This is a genomic window from Jatrophihabitans sp. sgz311053 (genome assembly GCF_056135305.1).
In genome coordinates this window covers 682904-699278 of sequence record NZ_JBWAXP010000002.1, presented here as the reverse complement: position 1 = coordinate 699278, position 16375 = coordinate 682904, and the positions used below count along the sequence as shown (strand labels likewise).

Sequence of the window (16375 nt, the reverse complement as noted above, 5' to 3'; positions counted from 1 at the left end):
GAGCGGGTGTCAGGCCTTGCGGGTCTCGATCGAGCCCGGCTGCGCGGAGTCGACCTGCGGGCCACCCTCGGCATCCGACTCCTCCGGCGGCGGCGGGTTCTTCACCGACAGGATCATCGAGCCGGCCAGGACGGTGACGATTACGATGAGGCTCACCCAGGAGGGGATCTCCGGGATGGACGTGTCGATCACCTTGTGGCTCGCCTGCAGGATGAGCTTGACGCCGATGAAGCCCAGCACGATCGCGAGGCCCTTGCCGAGGTAGTGGAACTTGTCGAGCAGGCCCGAGAGCAGGAAGTACAGCGCCCGCAGACCCAGGATCGCGAAGGCGTTGGAGGAGTAGACGATGAAGGCGTCGTCGCTGACGGCCAGCACGGCCGGGACACTGTCGACGGCGAAGATCAGGTCGGCAGCCTCGATCGCCACGACGACCGCGAGCAGCGGGGTGGCGACGCGCTTGCCGGCTTCCTTCACGAAGAACTTCGTGCCGGCGTACTCCTCGCGCACCGGGATGAACTTGCGCATCAGCTTGATCGCGAAGCTGGAGCCCGGGTCGTAGCTGTCGTCCTCGTCCTTCATCAGCTTGTAGGCGCTGTAGAGCAGCACCGCCGCGAAGACGAAGAGGATCGCGGTGAACTTGCTGACGACGGCGACGCCGGCGGCGAGGAAGATGCCGCGGAAGACGAGCGCGCCGATGACGCCGTAGAAGAGCACGCGGTGCTGGTACTCGCGGGGGACCTTGAAGTAGCCGAAGATCAGCGCGAAGACGAAGAGATTGTCGACCGACAGGCTCTTCTCCAGTAGCCACGCCGTCGTGTACTCGACGCCGGCGTTCGAGCCGAGGCCTATGAAGACGGCGACGCCGAAGAGGATGGCCAGACCCACCCAGACCGCGCTCCACCAGGCGGCTTCCTTGAAGCCGATGATGTGCGCGCCGCGGTGGGCGAGCAGGTCGATGGCCAGTGCGACGACGACGATCGCCGCGAATGCCAGCCAGGCCCAGAGGGGGACGTCCATCGACGGACTCCTTCGATCGGGTGAGTACTTGTGCGGTTGCTGTACTGCCAGTCTGCTTGCCTGAAAGGGCTCATGCGGGGTCGACAGAAGGAGTTTTCCCCGCTTACTCGTTGCCGGATCACGGCAATGACTGTGGCGGACTCAGGAGATAACTGTGGGCCAGTTCAGCAGCCGTGCCGCCTGGACAGCCACGTGCAGCGTGAAGCGGTCACCGGCGTCGTCGGCGTCGCGGCCGGTGAGCTCGCGCACCCGGTCCAGCCGATAGGTGACGGCTCGTACGGAGAGGTGGAGCTGCCGGGCGCAGGCCGCCGCGTTGCCGGCCGCCGCGAAGTACGCCGCGAGCGTCTCGACGAGCGGCTGTGCTCCGCCGCGAGCTCGGCGCAACCCCGACAGCGTCGTCTCGACGAGCTCGGCCAGCGCGCGGCGGTCGCGCAACAGGACTTGGTAGACGAGCAGGTCCCGAGCCGCCACCACGCGCTCGGGCAGCTCCAGCCGCGCAGCCAGGTCGAGCGCGTCGAGCGAGTCCCGGTAGGAGGCCACCACGGCGTCGGCGCCGGTGCCGCTGCGGCCGAGACCGATCCGCCACACCCCGACCGACATGCGCCCGTCCCGATTCGCGTCCAAGGTCTCCCCCAGCCGCCCGGTGACGTGCTCCACCGCGGCGTGGTCGGGGGCGGCGAAGACGACCACGAGGCGGCCGTCCTTGCTGGCCAGCAGCGCCTGCGCGTCGCCCTTGATTCCCTGGATCGCGCGCTCCAGCGACCCGATGAGCGGGATGCCGTCGTCGAAGGTGCGCTCGGCGGCGACGGTGGCCACGGCGTGCGGACCGGAGAGGTCCAGGCCGAAGCCGTCGGCGCGATGCAGCAGGCTGACGACGTCGGTCGTGCCGAGCAGCAGGTCGTCGATGAACTCGCGCCGGGCGGCCTCCTGCGCGCGGACGAGGGCCCGGCGGGCCAGCTGGTAGCCCTCGGTCAGCGCGGCGACGACATCGTCGGCCGCATGCAGCATCACCTCGCCGGCGACGACCACGGCGTCGGGATCGGCGGCCGCGGCGACCACCGGCGGCAGGTGCCGCCACAGCCGCCACGCGGCGGAGAGATAGAGGTCCAGCAGCGCACGCAGTGCCACGCCCTCGCGCGCGGCGCGGTCGCCCTGCGCGCGGTAGGCGCGCACCCGCATCGGTCCGATCGGCTCGCCGGCGACGACGGCGGCGGCCAGCGCGGGCAGGAAGTCCCCGAGCAGCTCGACGGCCACCCCGCCGGCGTCCCTGGCCCCCGCCGCGGCGACGTCGGCGAGCAGCTCGGCGGGGACGGCATCGCTCACCGACCCATCATGTCGGTTTGCACCTCGCGGCGTCGCTATCGCGCGCCGGCGGCGCGCGATAGCGACCGCGCGAGGTGCAAACCGCGGTCAGGAGGCCGCCGTGGCCAACCGCGCGGACAGCGTCCGCATGGCAGCGGCCAGGTCGTCCCCGCCCGGCGCGCTCCGGTCGACCTCGAAGTCGGCGTCCAGCAGGGTGAGCCAGCTGGCCAGGTCACGTGCCGAGCGCGCCCCCATCGTGAGCCGGCAGCGGTCGTCGGGCAGCGGTTCCACCCCGCCCTCGGCCCAGCCGCCCATCCGCGCGGTCACCTGCTCGGCGCCCGCGGAGACGATCACCGAGGCCCGGAAGGGCTGCATCACCGACCTGGTCTTGCTCGCCACCCAGGCCGCGACGTCCTCGGCCGGCAGCTGCCGGAGCGTGAACCGGTGGCCGACCGAGCGCAGGTCGTCGATGCGGTCCACCCGGAAGGTGCGCCAGTCGTCGCGGTCGACGTCGAAGGCGACGAGGTACCAGCGCCTCCCCCAGTTGACGACCCGATACGGCTCGACCCGCCGCTGCGTCGCCGCGCCGGAGTGGTCGGAGTACGCGAAGCGCAGCACCTCACGATCGCGGGCGGCGGCGGTCATGACGCCGAGCGCGGCGCCGTCCAGCACCGGCTGCGGGCGTGAGGTCCGGTGCTCGACCCGCACCGTGAAGGATTGGACGGCATCGACGCGGCGCGCCAGCCGCTGCGGCAGCACCTGCTGCAGCTTCGTCAGCGCCTGCAACGCCGTCTCCTCGATCCCGCTCACCGCTCCTCCCGCCGCGGTGCGCAGGCTCAGCGCGACCGCCACGGCCTCGTCGTCGTCGAGCAGCAGCGGCGGCATCGCCGTCCCGGCCGAGAGGCGGTATCCCCCGATCGCCCCGCGGGTCGCCGCCACCGGATAGCCGAGGCTCCGCAGCCGCTCGACGTCGTTGCGCACGGTCCGCGTGCTCACCTCCAGCCGGCGCGCGAGTTCGGGGCCCGGCCATTCGCGCGGCGTCTGCAGCAGCGAGAGCAGCTTGAGGAGTCGTGCTGACGTCTGGGCCATGGTGTCGAAGGCTAGTGACGCAAGAGGAACCAAACGTGCCTGATGGCCTGACGGCGTCAGCGGATTCGCACGCCGTCGAGCCGGTCCCGAGGTGCGGGGTGGCGACGCAGCGAGGGGCAGAGCCCGTCCCGGCGCGGGTCAGCCGGCGGCGGCGTGGCGCATCATGAGCGCGACTGTCACCCGGTGCGGCAGGCCCAGCACCGACCACAGCCGTCGCGACAGTCCGGTCTCGTGGCGGACGGCGGTGCCGAACCGGACGGTGCTCCCCGTTACCTGCACCGACAGGCGCATGTCGAAGCCGAGCCGGGACGGTGCGCCCAGGACCACCTCGTCCGGGCGATCCACCAGCACGGGCCAGCCGTGGACGTGGTCCGGTGCGTGGGTAGGGGCGAGCCGCATACCGACCAGGCGCCAGCCCGGCGGGAGCCCGTACCGCAGCCACAGCGGGGAGTGCTCGATGATCGCGCGCGCCCACTCGATCGCGGGACGGTCGGTGGGCGCGGTGAGCGTCAAGGTCATCGCGTCGACATAGTCGCTGCGTCGAACCTGGTGGGTCGTGGTCACGGTCACGGGCTCCCCCTCGAGATCACCGCCATTGTGCCGACGGCCGTGCTCAGAGACGACTCCAGAGCTCCTGCCACCCCAGCTCGGCCGCGCCGATCACCGGGCCGTCCTCCCCCAGCGCGGCGGGAAGCAGCGGCGGCGGATCGTCGCGTCGCACCAGCATCAGCCCGGCGCCGACGGCAGCGGCGAGCTCGTCGGGCACAGTCTGGACCAACTCCACCGCGCTGCCGCCGAAGGTGACGACATCGGGGTCGATGGCGTTGACCAGTCCCGCGATGCCCCGGCCGAGCTCGCGGACCACCTGCGCGACGGCGGCGCGTGCCGCCGGGTCGCTCGCCGCGGCTTGGACGGCGCGGCTGGTGAAGGCGACCGGGTCACGCGGCTCACCGCGACCGAGCAGCCGGGCCAACGCCGAACCGTCCACGAGGGTGCCCCAGCAGCCGCTCGCTCCGCAGGCGCAGCGAACCGCCGGATCCCCCAGCGGCAGGTGGCCGAACTCGCCACCGAAGCCGTGCGCGCCGGTGAGGACGCGACCGCGGTCGACCACGGCGCCGCCGATACCGGCCTGGACCCGGATGTGCAGCGCCACCTCGGCACCGACCGCCGCCCCGCGCGCGGACTCGGCCGCCGCCGCGAGGGTCGCGTCGTTTCCGGCGACGAAGACGTCGGCACGGGGCCAGATCGTGCGCAGCTCGAGCTCGCGCCAGCTGCTGTTCGTCGCGTGCCGCAGGCAGGTGCCGGTCACGGTGCCCGGCGCGGCGACGGCGACGGCCCGGCACCGGCGGGGGAAGCGGCGCCGCAGCCGGGCGACGGCGGCGGCGATGTCGGCGAGCACCTCGCGCCCGTCGCGGCCGGTGTGGTCGGCGCTCGCCTCCGCGACGCAGCCGCCACCGAGGGCCACGGCGCGGAGCAGCCACTGCTCGTGGGTGATCGAAACGGCGAGCACGAGCGGGCCCTGCGCATGCGGCGTCAGCACGGTCGTCGGCCGTCCGCGACCGCCGGTCGGCGCGGCCGGCGCCTCGGCCACCAAGCACGCCGCCGTGAGTTGCGCCACCACCTCGGCCGCCGCACCGGTGCCGATACCGACCGTGCGAGCCGCCTCGGCCCGCGTGATTCCGGGGGTGTCGTGCACCACCCGCAGGACGTCGGCGGCGCGCGGTGAGATGGTCACGCGCCTCGACCTCCCTCGGGGTCTGTAATTAACTCTGATCGCGAGTATATTCGCAGCAGTGACCGCAGTCCTGCCCGACCGTACCGAGTCCCGGTTCCGCATCGCCCCGCTCGCCGCGCTCGGTTTCGGCTCCTTCGCCTACGTCACCGCCGAGACGCTGCCCGTAGGGCTCCTCCCGGAGATCGCCCACGGCCTGTCGGTCTCCGAGGCGCAGGTCGGGCTACTGCTCACGACCTACGCCGCCGTCGCCGGCCTCACCGCCATCCCCTTCACCGCGCTGAGCCTCGGGATGTCCCGGCGACGTCTCATCGCCGGCTGCCTGGCTGTCTTCACAGTCTCGCAGCTGCTCGCAGCCGTCGCCCCCACCTTCGCCATCCTCGCCGCCTCCCGCCTCGTCGCCGCCCTGGCCCACGGCGTCTTCTGGTCCGCGCTCGGGCCGGTCGCCGGCCGCCTCGCGCCGCCCGGCCAGGCCGGCAAGGCGATGTCCATCGTCTTCGTCGGCAACTCGATCGCGCTGGTCGCCGGCGTCCCGCTCGGCACGGCGCTGGGGCAGCTCGCCGGCTGGCGGACGCCCTTGGCCGTCCTCGGTCTCGCCGGCGCCGGGGCGACCATCGCGCTGCTGCGGCTGCTGCCGGCGCTGCGGTCCCTGGCCGTCGAGCGCGTCCGCCCGATGGCCCGCATCCGCAGCTCACTGGTCCTCATCGGAGAGCGTCCGGTGGCCGCCGTCTGTGCCGTCACCCTCGTCGTCGTCATCGGACACTTCGCGGCCTACACCTACATCGCGCCACTGGTCGAACGCTCCGGCGGGCTGAGCGGCTTCGGTCTCAGCGCGCTGCTGCTCGGCTTCGGCGCGTCCGGCTTCGCCGGCAACCTGCTGGCCGGGCGCCTCACCGACACCCGGCCGGGCAGTGTCCTCGTCGCGGGCATGGGCCTGGCCGCGGTGTCGCTGCTGGCGCTCGCACTGACGCCGGGGACGATCGCGACAGTCGTCGCGGTGCTGGCCTGGGGCATGGGCTTCGCGGCCGTCCCCGTGTCGCTGCAGTCGGGCATCCTGCGTGTCGCGCCCCATGCCCAGGACGCCGGGTCGGCGCTCTACGTGGTCGCGTTCCAGATCGGGATCGGCAGCGGGGCCTTCCTCGGCGAGCGCCTCGTCGGCGGCGGCCAGCTCGGCCTGCTGCCGCTGGTGGCGGCGGCGACCGCGGTGGCCGCAGCCGTCCTCGTCTGGGCCACGGCGCGCGCATTCCCGCGCCGCGTCCTCAGCTGATCTTCGCGACCGGCGATACTGTCGCAGTGACCGGCTCCCCTCTGCACGACCTGGCCGCCGCCTGCGGCGTCGACACCGAGGTGTGGGGCTGGCAGGGCGAACACGTCGCCGTCTCGGACGAGACCCTGCGCACCATCCTCGCCGCGCTGGACCTCGACGTCGCCGACGACAGCGCCTGTCGCGAGGCCCTGGCCGCGCTGCAGCGGCGCCGGGACGACCAGGAGCTGCCGACCTACACGGTCGCTCGTGAGGGCGATACCAGCAGGGTGCGGTGCGCTGCCGAGCTGGACGTCACCCTCGACCTGGAGGACGGCAGCGAGCAGGCACCCGAGCGTGACGGCAACGAGGTCGTCCTGCCGGCCGACCTGCCCGTCGGCTATCACCGGCTTCGCGCCGGGAACGCGACCTGCACCGTCATCCGGCCACCGCGCCGGGTACCGCTGCCTCCGCGGCTGCAGCGCGGGCCGGCCTGGGGCTTCGCCGCACAGCTCTACAGCACCCGATCCCGCCGGTCGTGGGGGGTCGGCGACCTCGGCGACCTCGCCACCCTGAGCAGCTGGGCCTCCGCCGAGGGCGCCGACTTCGTGCTGGTGAATCCGCTGCATGCGGCCGAGGTGGTGGCGCCGATGAACCCGTCGCCCTACTCGCCGGTGACCCGGCGCTACAGCAATCCGCTCTACCTGCGTATCGCCGACATCGCCGAGTACACGCAGCTGCCCGCCGCGGAGCGGGACGCCCTGGACGCCCTCGGCGACGAGCTGCGCAACCGCGGCAACGTCCTGCTCGACCGTGACACGGCGTGGGCGGCGAAGCGGGCCGCGCTCGCCCGGCTGCACGCGGTACCGCCCGTCCCGGCGCGGGCGGCCGCCTTCGCCGCCTACCGCGAACGGGAAGGGACGGCGTTGCGGGACTTCGCCACCTGGTGCGTCCTCACCGAGACCTACGGCGCCGACCTGGACCGCTGGCCCGAGCAGCTGCGTCATCCCGACGCCGCACGCGGCTTCGCCCAGCGCCACCACGAGCGGGTCGCCTTCCACGAGTGGACCCAGTGGCTGCTGGACGAGCAGTTGGGCCAGGCCCAGCAGGCCGCCCTCGATGCCGGCATGGGGCTCGGCGTGGTCCACGACGTCGCCGTCGGGGTCAACCCCACCGGGTCGGACGCCTGGGCCCTGCAGGGCGAGCTCGCCACCTCGGTGACCGTCGGGGCTCCCCCGGATGCGTACTCGCAGACCGGGCAGGACTGGAACCAGCCGCCGTGGCGACCGGACCGGCTCGCCGAGCTCGCCTACGCACCCTTCCGGGAGCTCTTCGCCGCCGCCCTGCGGCACAGCGGCGGGCTGCGCGTCGATCACGTGATCGGCCTCTTCCGGCTGTGGTGGATCCCACGAGGCGAGCAGGCGCTCACCGGCACCTACGTGCGCTACGACCACGACGCGATCATGGGCGTGCTGATGATCGAGGCGGCTCGCGCCGGCGCCGTGCTCATCGGCGAGGATCTCGGCAACGTCGAGCCGTGGGTGCGCGACTATCTCGCCGAGCGCGGTGTCTTCGGCACCTCGATCCTCTGGTTCGAGTACGACGAGGACGGCCAGCCGCTGCCACCCGAGCGCTGGCGGGAACTGTGCCTGGCCTCGGTGACCACCCACGATCTGCCGCCCACCCTGGGCTATCTCGCCGGGGACCACGTCCGGCTGCGTCACGAGCTGGGGCTGCTGACCCGCGACTACGACGAGGAGCTGGCCGCCGACCGCGCCGAGCAGGCGCGCTGGGTGGCGGTGCTGCGCGAGCGGGGCCTGGTGGGCGAGGACCCGGCACCGGAGGAGATCGTCGTGGCCCTGCACCGCCTGCTCGGTCGGTCGCCGTCGCTGCTGCGCTGCGCCGCGCTCACCGACGCCGTCGGCGATCGCCGCATCCAGAACCAACCCGCCACCACGCAGGAGCAGCACCCGAACTGGCGGGTGCCGCTCTCCGGGCCGGACGGGCGGCCCGTCCTGCTGGAGGAGCTGCCGACCGACGCGCGTGCCGTCGCGCTCGCCGCGGTGATGCGCGGCGAGACCTGGTGAGGGACCGCTGATGGGGTTGGCCGTCGTCGGGGTGGTCGCGGTCGTCGTCCTCACCCTCGGCACCGCGCTCTTCGTGGCCGCCGAGTTCGCGCTCGTCGCCGCCGACCGGGCGGAGCTGGAGAACGCCGTCCGGCACGGGGACAAGGCCGCCGGGCGCGCCCTGCGCGCGGTGCGGACACTGTCGTTCCAGCTCTCCGGTGCCCAGCTGGGCATCACCATCACGACGCTGGTGGTGGGCTTCCTCGCCGAGCCGTCGCTGTCGGAGCTGCTGCAGCCGGCGCTCACCGGCATCGGCCTGCCCAAGGCCGCGGGCGAGACGATCGGCGTCGTCCTCGCCCTGGTCATCGCCACCGTGCTGCAGATGGTGGTGGGCGAGCTGGTCCCGAAGAACTGGGCGATCGCCCGCCCCACCCCCGTCTCCCGCCGGGTCGCGGCGCCGATGGCGGCCTTCACGTCGCTGTTCCGACCGCTGATCGCCGCCTGCAACGGCATGGCCAACATCGTGGTCCGGCGGCTGGGGATCGAACCGCAGGAGGAGCTGCGCTCGGCGCGCTCGGCCTCCGAGCTCGGCAGCCTGGTGCGGACCTCGGCCGCCGAGGGGACGCTGCCCGGCGCCACCGCGCAGCTGCTGGCACGCTCGCTGCAGTTCGGCGAACGGGTCGCCGGCGAGGTCATGACGCCGCGCAACCGCGTCGTCGAGCTGGACGAGACGGCCACCGTCACCGACCTGCTCGCCGCCACCGCCGAGTCCGGCCACTCCCGCTTCCCGGTGGTGCGCGTCGTGGACGGCCTGCGCGACGTGGACGACATCGCCGGCGTGGTGCACGTCAAGAAGGCCATCGGGGTGCCGCCCGCCGAACGGGACACCACGCAGGTGCGCGACCTGGTGGCGCCCATCCCGCAGGTTCCCGAGCAGCTGCGGCTCGGACCACTGCTCGGACAGTTGCGCCAGCCCGGCCTGCAGATGGCCGTCGTGGTGGACGAGTACGGCGGCACCGCGGGAATCGTCACCCTGGAGGACGTCGTCGAGGAGCTGGTCGGCAACGTCCAGGACGAGCACGACGACCCGGGTGACGACGCCGTCCGTCGCCGTGCCCCCGACGTCGTCGAGCTGCCGGCGCGGCTGCGCATCGACGAGGCCGCCGAGCTGGTACCCGGCTTCGACGCCCCGGAGGGTCCCTACGACACCCTCGCCGGCCTGCTGCTGGCCCGGCTGGGACGGCTGGCGCAGCCCGGCGACGCCGTCGAGGTCGAGGGCTGGCGGCTCACCGCCGTCGAGGTGGACGACAAGCGCATCGACACGGTCACCCTCACCCTGCTGCCCGACGCCAGCTCCGATGTCGGCTCCGACCCCCGGACCGACGCCCGGACCGACCGGGACGACACCGGTGAGGGCCGATGACCGCGCTCAACCTGGCCGTCGCCGTCGTCCTGCTGCTGGGCAACGCCTTCTTCGTCGGTGCCGAGTTCGCGGCGGTGTCGGTGCGACGGGCGCAGATCGAGCCGCTCGCCGACGCCGGCAGCAAGCGGGCCGTCCGCGTGCTGGGTGCTTTGAAGCGGTTGTCGCTGCTGCTGGCCGGCGCGCAGCTCGGCATCACGCTCTGCTCGCTCGGCCTCGGCGCCGTCGCGGAGCCGGCGGTGGCCGTCCTCTTCGAAGATCTCTTCCACCTGCTGCACGTCCCCGCCGGGCTCACCCACCCCATCGCCTTCGCCCTGGCACTGGCCCTGGTGGTGCTGCTGCACATGGTGCTGGGTGAGATGGTGCCGAAGAACATCTCGCTGGCGAGCTCGGAGCGTGCCGCGCTGATCCTGGTGCCGGCGCTGGACACCTTCGTCCGCGTCACCCGGCTGCTCATCGGCAGCCTCAACGCCCTGGCCAACGGCACGCTGCGGCTGCTGGGCATCCAGCCGCAGGACGAGCTCAAAGCCGCCTACACGCCGGAGGAGCTCGCCGACATCCTCGCCGAGTCCCGCACCGAGGGCTATCTCGACGCCGGGCAGCACCAGCGGCTGACCAGTGCCCTCTCCTTCGGCGACCGGACGGCCGGCGACGTGCTGGTGCCTCGCGACGAGGTCGTCACCGTGCTGCCCGACACCACCGCCGCGCAGGTGCAGCAGGCCGCCGCGGCCACCGGCTTCTCGCGTTTCCCGGTCCGCAGCGGCGACACGCTGCTCGGCTTCGTCCACGTCAAGGACGCGCTGGTGGGCGAGCACGACGAGGGCGAGGCGATGCCGGCCCGGCACCTGCGGTCCATGCCCGACGTGGACGTCGCCATGCCGCTGCCGGATGTGCTGACGACGCTGCGCCGCGCCCGCAGTCACATGGGCAACGTCGTCTCCGAGGGGCGCAGCATCGGTGTCGTGGCGTTGGAGGACGTCGTCGAGGAGGTCGTCGGCGAGGTCACCGACACCGCCCACACCGCCTGATCCTCAGACACCGTTGCGGACCACCCGCAGCACGACGGCCAGATCCCGTTCCCGCTGCTCGGCCGAGACCGCACCCCACGGCCCGTCGATGACGAACATGGCGAAGCCGTGCACCGCCGCCATCGCGGCGACCTCGGCGTTGGCGCGACGCTGCCGGGTGATGGCGCCGACGGTGACGAGCTCGTCGAGCCGCTCGGAGAGCTGCCCGTAGGACCACGGCGTCGACTCGTCGTCCGGCGCCACGTCGCCCAACGGGAAGGCGAGCAGCGTCCGGAACAGGCCGGTCTGCTCGGTGGCGAACTCGACGTAGGCACGACCGCAGGCCTCGAACCGGTCGTAGGAGGCCTGCTTGCCGCGCCGGCCCGGAGCGGCCTCGGCGATGCGGTCGCGCATCAGCTCGCCGAAGCGGGTGTGCGCCCGGCCGGCGACGGCGCGCAGCAGCTCGTCGCGGTTGGCGAAGTGCCGGTACGCGGCGTTGTGCGAGACGCCGACGTGACGGGCCACCTCGCGCAGCACGACGGCGTCCGGCCCGTCCTTGGCGGCGAGCTCGACGGCGGCCTCGATCAGCGTGGCCCGGAGATTCCCGTGGTGGTACGGCACCCGGACATTCTCGCAGGCCGAATGTTGACAACGCCAACATCTCGGCGCAGAGTCGTGCATGTGACCACTGTCAACATGCGCCGCGCCCGGCCCGCCCTCGTGCTGCTGGTGGCCTGCCTCGCCACCTTCGCCATCAACCTGGACACGACGATCGTCAACGTCGCGCTGCCCGATCTCAGCCGCACGCTGGGCGCGGGGACGACCGACCTGCAGTGGATCGTCGACGGCTACAACCTGGCCTTCGCCGCCCTCGTCCTCGGCGCCGGAAGCTTCGGGGACCGCTTCGGCCGACGGCCGTTGCTCATCGTCGGCCTGGTGGGCTTCGCCCTCGCCAGCGCCGCCGGGGCGCTGTGGACCTCCGCCGGCCCGCTCATCGCCACCCGCTTCGTGATGGGGTGCTTCGCGGCGACGATCTTCCCGACGACGCTGTCGATCATCACCAACGCCTTCCCCGACCGCGCCCAGCGGGCCAAGGCCATCGGCCTCTGGGGCGCGGTGGTCGGGCTGGGTGTCGCCATCGGTCCCCTCACCGGCGGCCTGCTGCTCGAGCACTTCTGGTGGGGCAGCGTCTTCCTCGCCCTCACCCCGCTGGCGCTGATCACGGCCGGGCTGGCGGTGTGCTTCGTCCCCGAGTCTCGCGATCCGGCCGCCCCCGGTCTGGACGGGCCGGGCGTCCTCGCCGCCTGCGCCACCATCGGCACCCTCGTCTACACCATCATCGAGGCGCCGCACCGCGGTTGGAGCGACCCGCTCACCCTCGGCGGGTTCGTCCTCACCGCCCTGCTGGCCGTCGGTTTCGCGATGATCGAGCGGCGGGCGCCGCACCCGATGCTGGATCTCTCGCTCTTCACGACGCGTGCCTTCTCGGCGGCGAGCATGTCGGTCACGGTGGCCTTCTTCGCCCTCTTCGGTTTCATCTTCCTGGTCACCCAGTTCTTTCAGCTCGTCCGCGGTTACGGCGCCCTCGAGACCGGCGTGCGCATGCTGCCGGTGGCGGGCAGCATCGCCCTCGGCGCCGGCACCGGACCACTGCTGGTGGCCCGGTTCGGTACCCGCGGCGTGGTCATGAGCGGACTGTTCCTGCTCGGCGGATCCTTCGGCTGGATCGCCCTCTCGCCGGTGGACATGGGGTACCCGGTCATCGCCGGCCAGATGGTGTTGATGGGCCTGGGCATCGGGCTGACCCAGGTGCCGGCGACGGACTCCATCCTGTCGGTGCTGCCCGCGGCGAAGGCCGGTGTCGGGTCGGCCGTCAACGACGCGACCCGCGAGGCGGGCGGCACCCTGGGTGTCGCGGTGGTCGGCAGCGTCTACGCGTCGATCTTCAGCTCGCGGCTCGCCTCGTCCGATCTGGCCCGGCTGCCGGGCTCGGCGCTGGAGCAGGCGCAGCAGTCCGTCGGCGCGGCGCTCGCCGTCGCGCGGGAGGCCGGCGGCAACCTCGTCACCGCCGTGCAGGACGCCTTCATGAGCGCCTTCCACATCGGCTGCATCGTCGGGTTCGGCGTCTGCTGGCTCGGCGCTCTCGCCGCGATCGCGCTCCCCGGCCGGGTGCGGGCCCGGCCGGTGGCAACGCACCCGGAAGAATCGGCAGCGTGTCCGCAGCAGCCCGCCCCGGTGGGGTGACCGTCAACCCGCCGGAGTTCTACACCGCCATGGACGGCACGCGGCTGTCCTTCCGCCGCCTCGGCGAGGGACGGCCGCTGCTGCTGATCCACGGCTTCTTCTCCTCCGGGACCGCCAACTGGGTGGGCAACCGGCATGCCCACCTGCTCGCCGACCGGGGGCACCAGATGATCGTCCCGGACCTGCGCGGTCACGGACGCAGCGAGCTCCCGGCCGGCCCCGAGGGCTATCCGCCGGATGTCCTGGTGGCGGACATGCTGACGCTGCTCGACCACCTCGGCATCGACCCGGCGCGTCACGAGCTCGACGCCGCCGGCTACTCGCTCGGCGGGCGGACCGTGCTGCGCATGCTGGTGCGCGGCGTGCCGCTGCGCCGCGCCGTCATCGGCGGTCAGGGGCTGCAGGCGCTGGAGCAGGTCGCCGGCGAGGCCCGCACCAGTTTCGCCCGGCGAGTGCTCGCCGCCGACGGCCCGCCCGACGACCCCGTCCGCGCCTGGTTCACCCGACAGTGGCAGCGCAAGAGCGAGGACGAGCAGCAGGCGTTGCGCCTCCTGCTCGCCTCGTCGATCGGCACCCCGGCAGCTCGGATCGCCGAGGTCACCACCCCCACGCTGGTCCTCATGGGCGACGACGACGACCCCGCCGACGGTCGCGCGCTCGCCGCCGTCCTCGCCGCGGCCGAGTACCGCGAACTGCCGGGCGACCACGTCCGCGTGGTCGGCAACCCCGATCTCGCCGTGGCCATCGCCGACTTCCTGGCCGGCTGAACCGGCTCAGCCGGCTCGACCCGGGCTCAGCCGGCGGCGACCCGCTCGTAGTCGGCGAGGCGGACGTCGGCGGCACGGCGGGCGTAGTCGCGCATGTACCCCGGCCAGTTCGTGACGATGCGCCCGGACTCGTCGCGGTACCACGAGTCGCACTCGAGCCAGGCCGTCCCGGCGAAACCGCCCTGCACCTCACGGTCGCTGCGCGTCTCGACCTCGGGACGGATGTCCAGCGCCGCCCGCTCCCGGCCGGCGAGCTGCAGTACCCGCCGGACGTAACCCGCCTGCGCCTCGAGGAAATGGATGATCGACCCACCCGAGGTGTTGGTGTTCGGGCCGTACATCACGAACAACGAAGGGAAGCCCGGCACCGACAGCCCCAGGTGGGCGTGCGGCGCATCTCCCCAGACCTCCTCGAGCCGCCGGCCACCGCGGCCGGTGACCTGCATGGGCAGCATGAAGGCGGTGGTCCGGAACCCGGTGCCGTAGACGATGCAGTCCACCTCGTGCACGGTGCCGTCGGCGGTTCGCGGCCCGGCCGGTGTCATCTCCGTGATGGACTCGGTGACGACGCTGACGTCGGGGCGCTGCAGTGTGGGCAGCCAGTAGGAGCTGAAGAGGATGCGCTTGCAGCCGAAGCGGTAGTCCGGCCAGACCTTCCGCCGGACCTCGGGGTCCGGCAACTGCATCCGCATGAAGAGCGTCGACCAGAGCCAGCCGAGCCGACCGACGCTGCGCGGGTGCCGGATCATCAGCGTGAGCAGCTCGGTGTACTCGAACATCAGCCATCGGTAGATCGAGCGGACCAGCGGCAGCCGCCGGAACAGCGAGCTGATCGGCTCGGCGTAGCCGTGGTTCTTGCGCGGCAGGAACCAGTTGCCGGTGCGCTGGAAGACGGTGGTGTGCCCTGCCGCCTCGGCCACCGGCGGCACGAACTGCACCGCGCTCGCGCCGGTGCCGACGACGGCGACCCGCTTGCCGGCGAGGTCGTAGTCATGGTCCCAGCGGGCGGAGTGGAAGCTGTGGCCCGCGAACGACTCCAGACCCGGGATGCGGGGCAGGGCCGGCTGGTTGAGCTGCCCGACGGCGATGACGACCGCGTCGCAGCGGTACTCGGTGCCCGCCTCGGTGCGGACGGTCCAGGTGGCGGTAGCGTCGTCGAAGGCGCAGTCGGTGACAACGCTGCCGGTGACGACCCGGCGGGTGATGTCGTAGCGGTCCGCGACATCGCGCAGGTAGCCCAGGATCTCCGACTGCGGCGAGCAGAAGCGCGACCATTCGCTGCGCTGCGCGAACGAGTAGCTGTAGAGGTGGGACGGCACGTCGCAGGCCGCACCGGGATAGGTGTTGTAGTGCCACGTCCCGCCGAGCTCGTCGGCGGCCTCGAGCAGCACCACGTCGTCGGTCCCGTGGGACGTCAGTTCGATGGCGGCGGCGATCCCGCCGAAGCCGGCACCCACGATGACCACGCGCATCGAAGGGACGCTAGTGCACCCGACCTACCTTGCGGTATGCCCTTGGTTACAGCAGTACTGTCACCGTGGACGGTCGGGCCAGCGGCCGTACTCCCGCTCCTGCTGCGGCGCCCGGTCGGTGGACGTTGTCGGCCGGCGCATCACCGCGCCGGGTCAGCGCGCCGAGCCGGAACAGCGGCCCCACGATGGCGTCGTAGAGGCGCGGCAGCAGCCGGTAACCGGCGATGATCACCGGGTTGGCCGGGCCGATGCGCACGGTGACGTGCAACCGGGGGCGGTCGAGCAGGTCGGCCAGCACCCGCGCCGTCACCGCGGGCTGCAGTACCGGGACCGGCGGGCGTGCCATCCGACCGGTGCGGTTCCAGGCCTGGTAGTAGATGGGGGTGTTGATGCTGCCGGGGCTGGCCGGGCAGACATGGACCTCCGGTTCGTCGCGGAGCTCCTGCTGCAACGTCCGCACCACGGCCCGCTGTCCCCACTTCGAGACGGCGTAGGCACCCATCTGCGGCACCGTGACGGCACCGAGCAGCGAGTTGATCACGACCAAGACCCCGTGGTGCTGGCGCCGCATCACCGGCAGCACCGCCCGCGCCAGATTGGCCGTGCCGTGGATCGCGGTGTCCACCACCGCTTCGAAGACGTCGGCGGGGACCGTCTCCAGCGTCCCGTACGCCATGACCGCGGCGGTGGAGATCACCGCATCGATCCGGCCGTGGCGGGCCAGCACCTCCTCGACCAGCCGGGCCACCGCGGCGCGGTCGAGGACGTCCACCGGCACGGTGCTCACCGAGACGCCGCCGGCGGCCGTCACCGCCGCCCGCGCCGCGTCGAAGGCCGCCCCCTCCCGCGCGGCGAGGACGAGGCGGTCGCCCCGTCCGGCGAGCTCCCGCGCGGTCGCGAGACCGATGCCGCTGGTGCCGCCGACGATGAGGGTGACCCGTCCCGACGGTGACGCAGCGCCGTCCGCGGGTAGGTCGCTGTCAGGGACGTCGTCGGAGCGAGCACGGCTCATGACG

General features: G+C 72.8%; 14 protein-coding genes. 6 read left to right on the top strand and 8 right to left on the bottom strand.

Going from position 1 to position 16375, the window contains the following annotated elements; translation table 11 throughout:
- Positions 1-9: 9 nt before the first annotated feature.
- From AC0NZQ_RS12190 to AC0NZQ_RS12170, 5 genes are all read right to left on the bottom strand, one after another.
- On the bottom strand, positions 10-1017 hold the full coding sequence (locus tag AC0NZQ_RS12190; RefSeq protein WP_474530110.1) for a TerC family protein: 1008 nt from the start codon (positions 1015-1017) through the stop codon (positions 10-12).
- A gap of 141 nt (positions 1018-1158) precedes the next feature.
- A complete protein-coding gene (locus AC0NZQ_RS12185; protein WP_474530108.1) occupies positions 1159-2340 on the bottom strand; it encodes a PucR family transcriptional regulator in 1182 nt (393 codons plus the stop codon).
- 87 nt (positions 2341-2427) lie between these two features.
- Positions 2428-3408: a helix-turn-helix transcriptional regulator gene (locus tag AC0NZQ_RS12180; RefSeq protein ID WP_474530107.1), complete on the bottom strand. Its 981-nt coding sequence runs from the start codon at positions 3406-3408 to the stop codon at positions 2428-2430.
- A gap of 138 nt (positions 3409-3546) precedes the next feature.
- On the bottom strand, positions 3547-3978 hold the full coding sequence (locus AC0NZQ_RS12175; RefSeq protein ID WP_474530106.1) for a DUF2867 domain-containing protein: 432 nt from the start codon (positions 3976-3978) through the stop codon (positions 3547-3549).
- 43 nt (positions 3979-4021) lie between these two features.
- On the bottom strand, positions 4022-5143 hold the full coding sequence (locus tag AC0NZQ_RS12170) for an ROK family protein (RefSeq protein ID WP_474530105.1): 1122 nt from the start codon (positions 5141-5143) through the stop codon (positions 4022-4024).
- 58 nt (positions 5144-5201) lie between these two features.
- Here AC0NZQ_RS12170 and AC0NZQ_RS12165 point away from each other — a divergent pair, with 58 nt between their 5' ends.
- The 4 genes from AC0NZQ_RS12165 to AC0NZQ_RS12150 are packed head-to-tail and all read left to right on the top strand — an operon-like array spanning position 5202 to position 10897.
- On the top strand, positions 5202-6407 hold the full coding sequence (locus tag AC0NZQ_RS12165) for an MFS transporter (protein WP_474530104.1): 1206 nt from the start codon (positions 5202-5204) through the stop codon (positions 6405-6407).
- Between the two features lie 26 nt (positions 6408-6433).
- Positions 6434-8470, top strand: a complete 2037-nt coding sequence (gene malQ, locus AC0NZQ_RS12160) for a 4-alpha-glucanotransferase (RefSeq protein ID WP_474530103.1) — start codon at positions 6434-6436, stop codon at positions 8468-8470.
- A 10-nt stretch (positions 8471-8480) separates the two neighbouring features.
- Positions 8481-9872, top strand: coding sequence for a hemolysin family protein (locus AC0NZQ_RS12155; protein WP_474530102.1), 1392 nt, complete (start codon positions 8481-8483; stop codon positions 9870-9872).
- Complete coding sequence (locus AC0NZQ_RS12150; RefSeq protein WP_474530101.1) at positions 9869-10897, top strand: hemolysin family protein; 1029 nt, start codon at positions 9869-9871, stop codon at positions 10895-10897. The genes AC0NZQ_RS12155 and AC0NZQ_RS12150 overlap by 4 nt, the downstream gene beginning before the upstream one ends.
- 3 nt (positions 10898-10900) lie before the next feature.
- Here AC0NZQ_RS12150 and AC0NZQ_RS12145 read toward each other — a convergent pair whose 3' ends face one another.
- On the bottom strand, positions 10901-11497 hold the full coding sequence (locus AC0NZQ_RS12145) for a TetR/AcrR family transcriptional regulator (protein ID WP_474530100.1): 597 nt from the start codon (positions 11495-11497) through the stop codon (positions 10901-10903).
- Positions 11498-11557: 60 nt separating this feature from the next.
- Between AC0NZQ_RS12145 and AC0NZQ_RS12140 the strand changes: the two genes are divergently transcribed.
- A complete protein-coding gene (locus AC0NZQ_RS12140; RefSeq protein ID WP_474530099.1) occupies positions 11558-13120 on the top strand; it encodes an MFS transporter in 1563 nt (520 codons plus the stop codon).
- The gene (locus tag AC0NZQ_RS12135) at positions 13090-13887 is read left to right on the top strand and encodes an alpha/beta fold hydrolase (protein ID WP_474530098.1); all 798 of its coding nucleotides are present in this window, start codon (positions 13090-13092) and stop codon (positions 13885-13887) included. The genes AC0NZQ_RS12140 and AC0NZQ_RS12135 overlap by 31 nt, the downstream gene beginning before the upstream one ends.
- Positions 13888-13913: 26 nt before the next feature.
- Here the strand turns inward: AC0NZQ_RS12135 and AC0NZQ_RS12130 are convergent, their stop codons facing one another.
- A complete protein-coding gene (locus tag AC0NZQ_RS12130; RefSeq protein ID WP_474530097.1) occupies positions 13914-15359 on the bottom strand; it encodes a flavin-containing monooxygenase in 1446 nt (481 codons plus the stop codon).
- Between the two features lie 46 nt (positions 15360-15405).
- Entirely contained in the window at positions 15406-16371 is a 966-nt protein-coding gene (locus AC0NZQ_RS12125) for an SDR family NAD(P)-dependent oxidoreductase (RefSeq protein ID WP_474530096.1), read from the bottom strand.
- Between the last annotated feature and the right edge of the window lie 4 nt (positions 16372-16375).

What these genes read in the sequence shown, in the direction of transcription:
- AC0NZQ_RS12155 (WP_474530102.1), top strand. Translation starts at nt 8,481, where the DNA reads ATGGGGTTGGCCGTCGTCGGGGTGGTCGCGGTCGTCGTCCTCACCCTC.
- AC0NZQ_RS12130 (WP_474530097.1), bottom strand. Translation starts at nt 15,359, where the DNA reads ATGCGCGTGGTCATCGTGGGTGCCGGCTTCGGCGGGATCGCCGCCGCC.
- AC0NZQ_RS12125 (WP_474530096.1), bottom strand. Translation starts at nt 16,371, where the DNA reads ATGAGCCGTGCTCGCTCCGACGACGTCCCTGACAGCGACCTACCCGCG.
- AC0NZQ_RS12190 (WP_474530110.1), bottom strand. Translation starts at nt 1,017, where the DNA reads ATGGACGTCCCCCTCTGGGCCTGGCTGGCATTCGCGGCGATCGTCGTC.
- AC0NZQ_RS12150 (WP_474530101.1), top strand. Translation starts at nt 9,869, where the DNA reads ATGACCGCGCTCAACCTGGCCGTCGCCGTCGTCCTGCTGCTGGGCAAC.
- AC0NZQ_RS12180 (WP_474530107.1), bottom strand. Translation starts at nt 3,408, where the DNA reads ATGGCCCAGACGTCAGCACGACTCCTCAAGCTGCTCTCGCTGCTGCAG.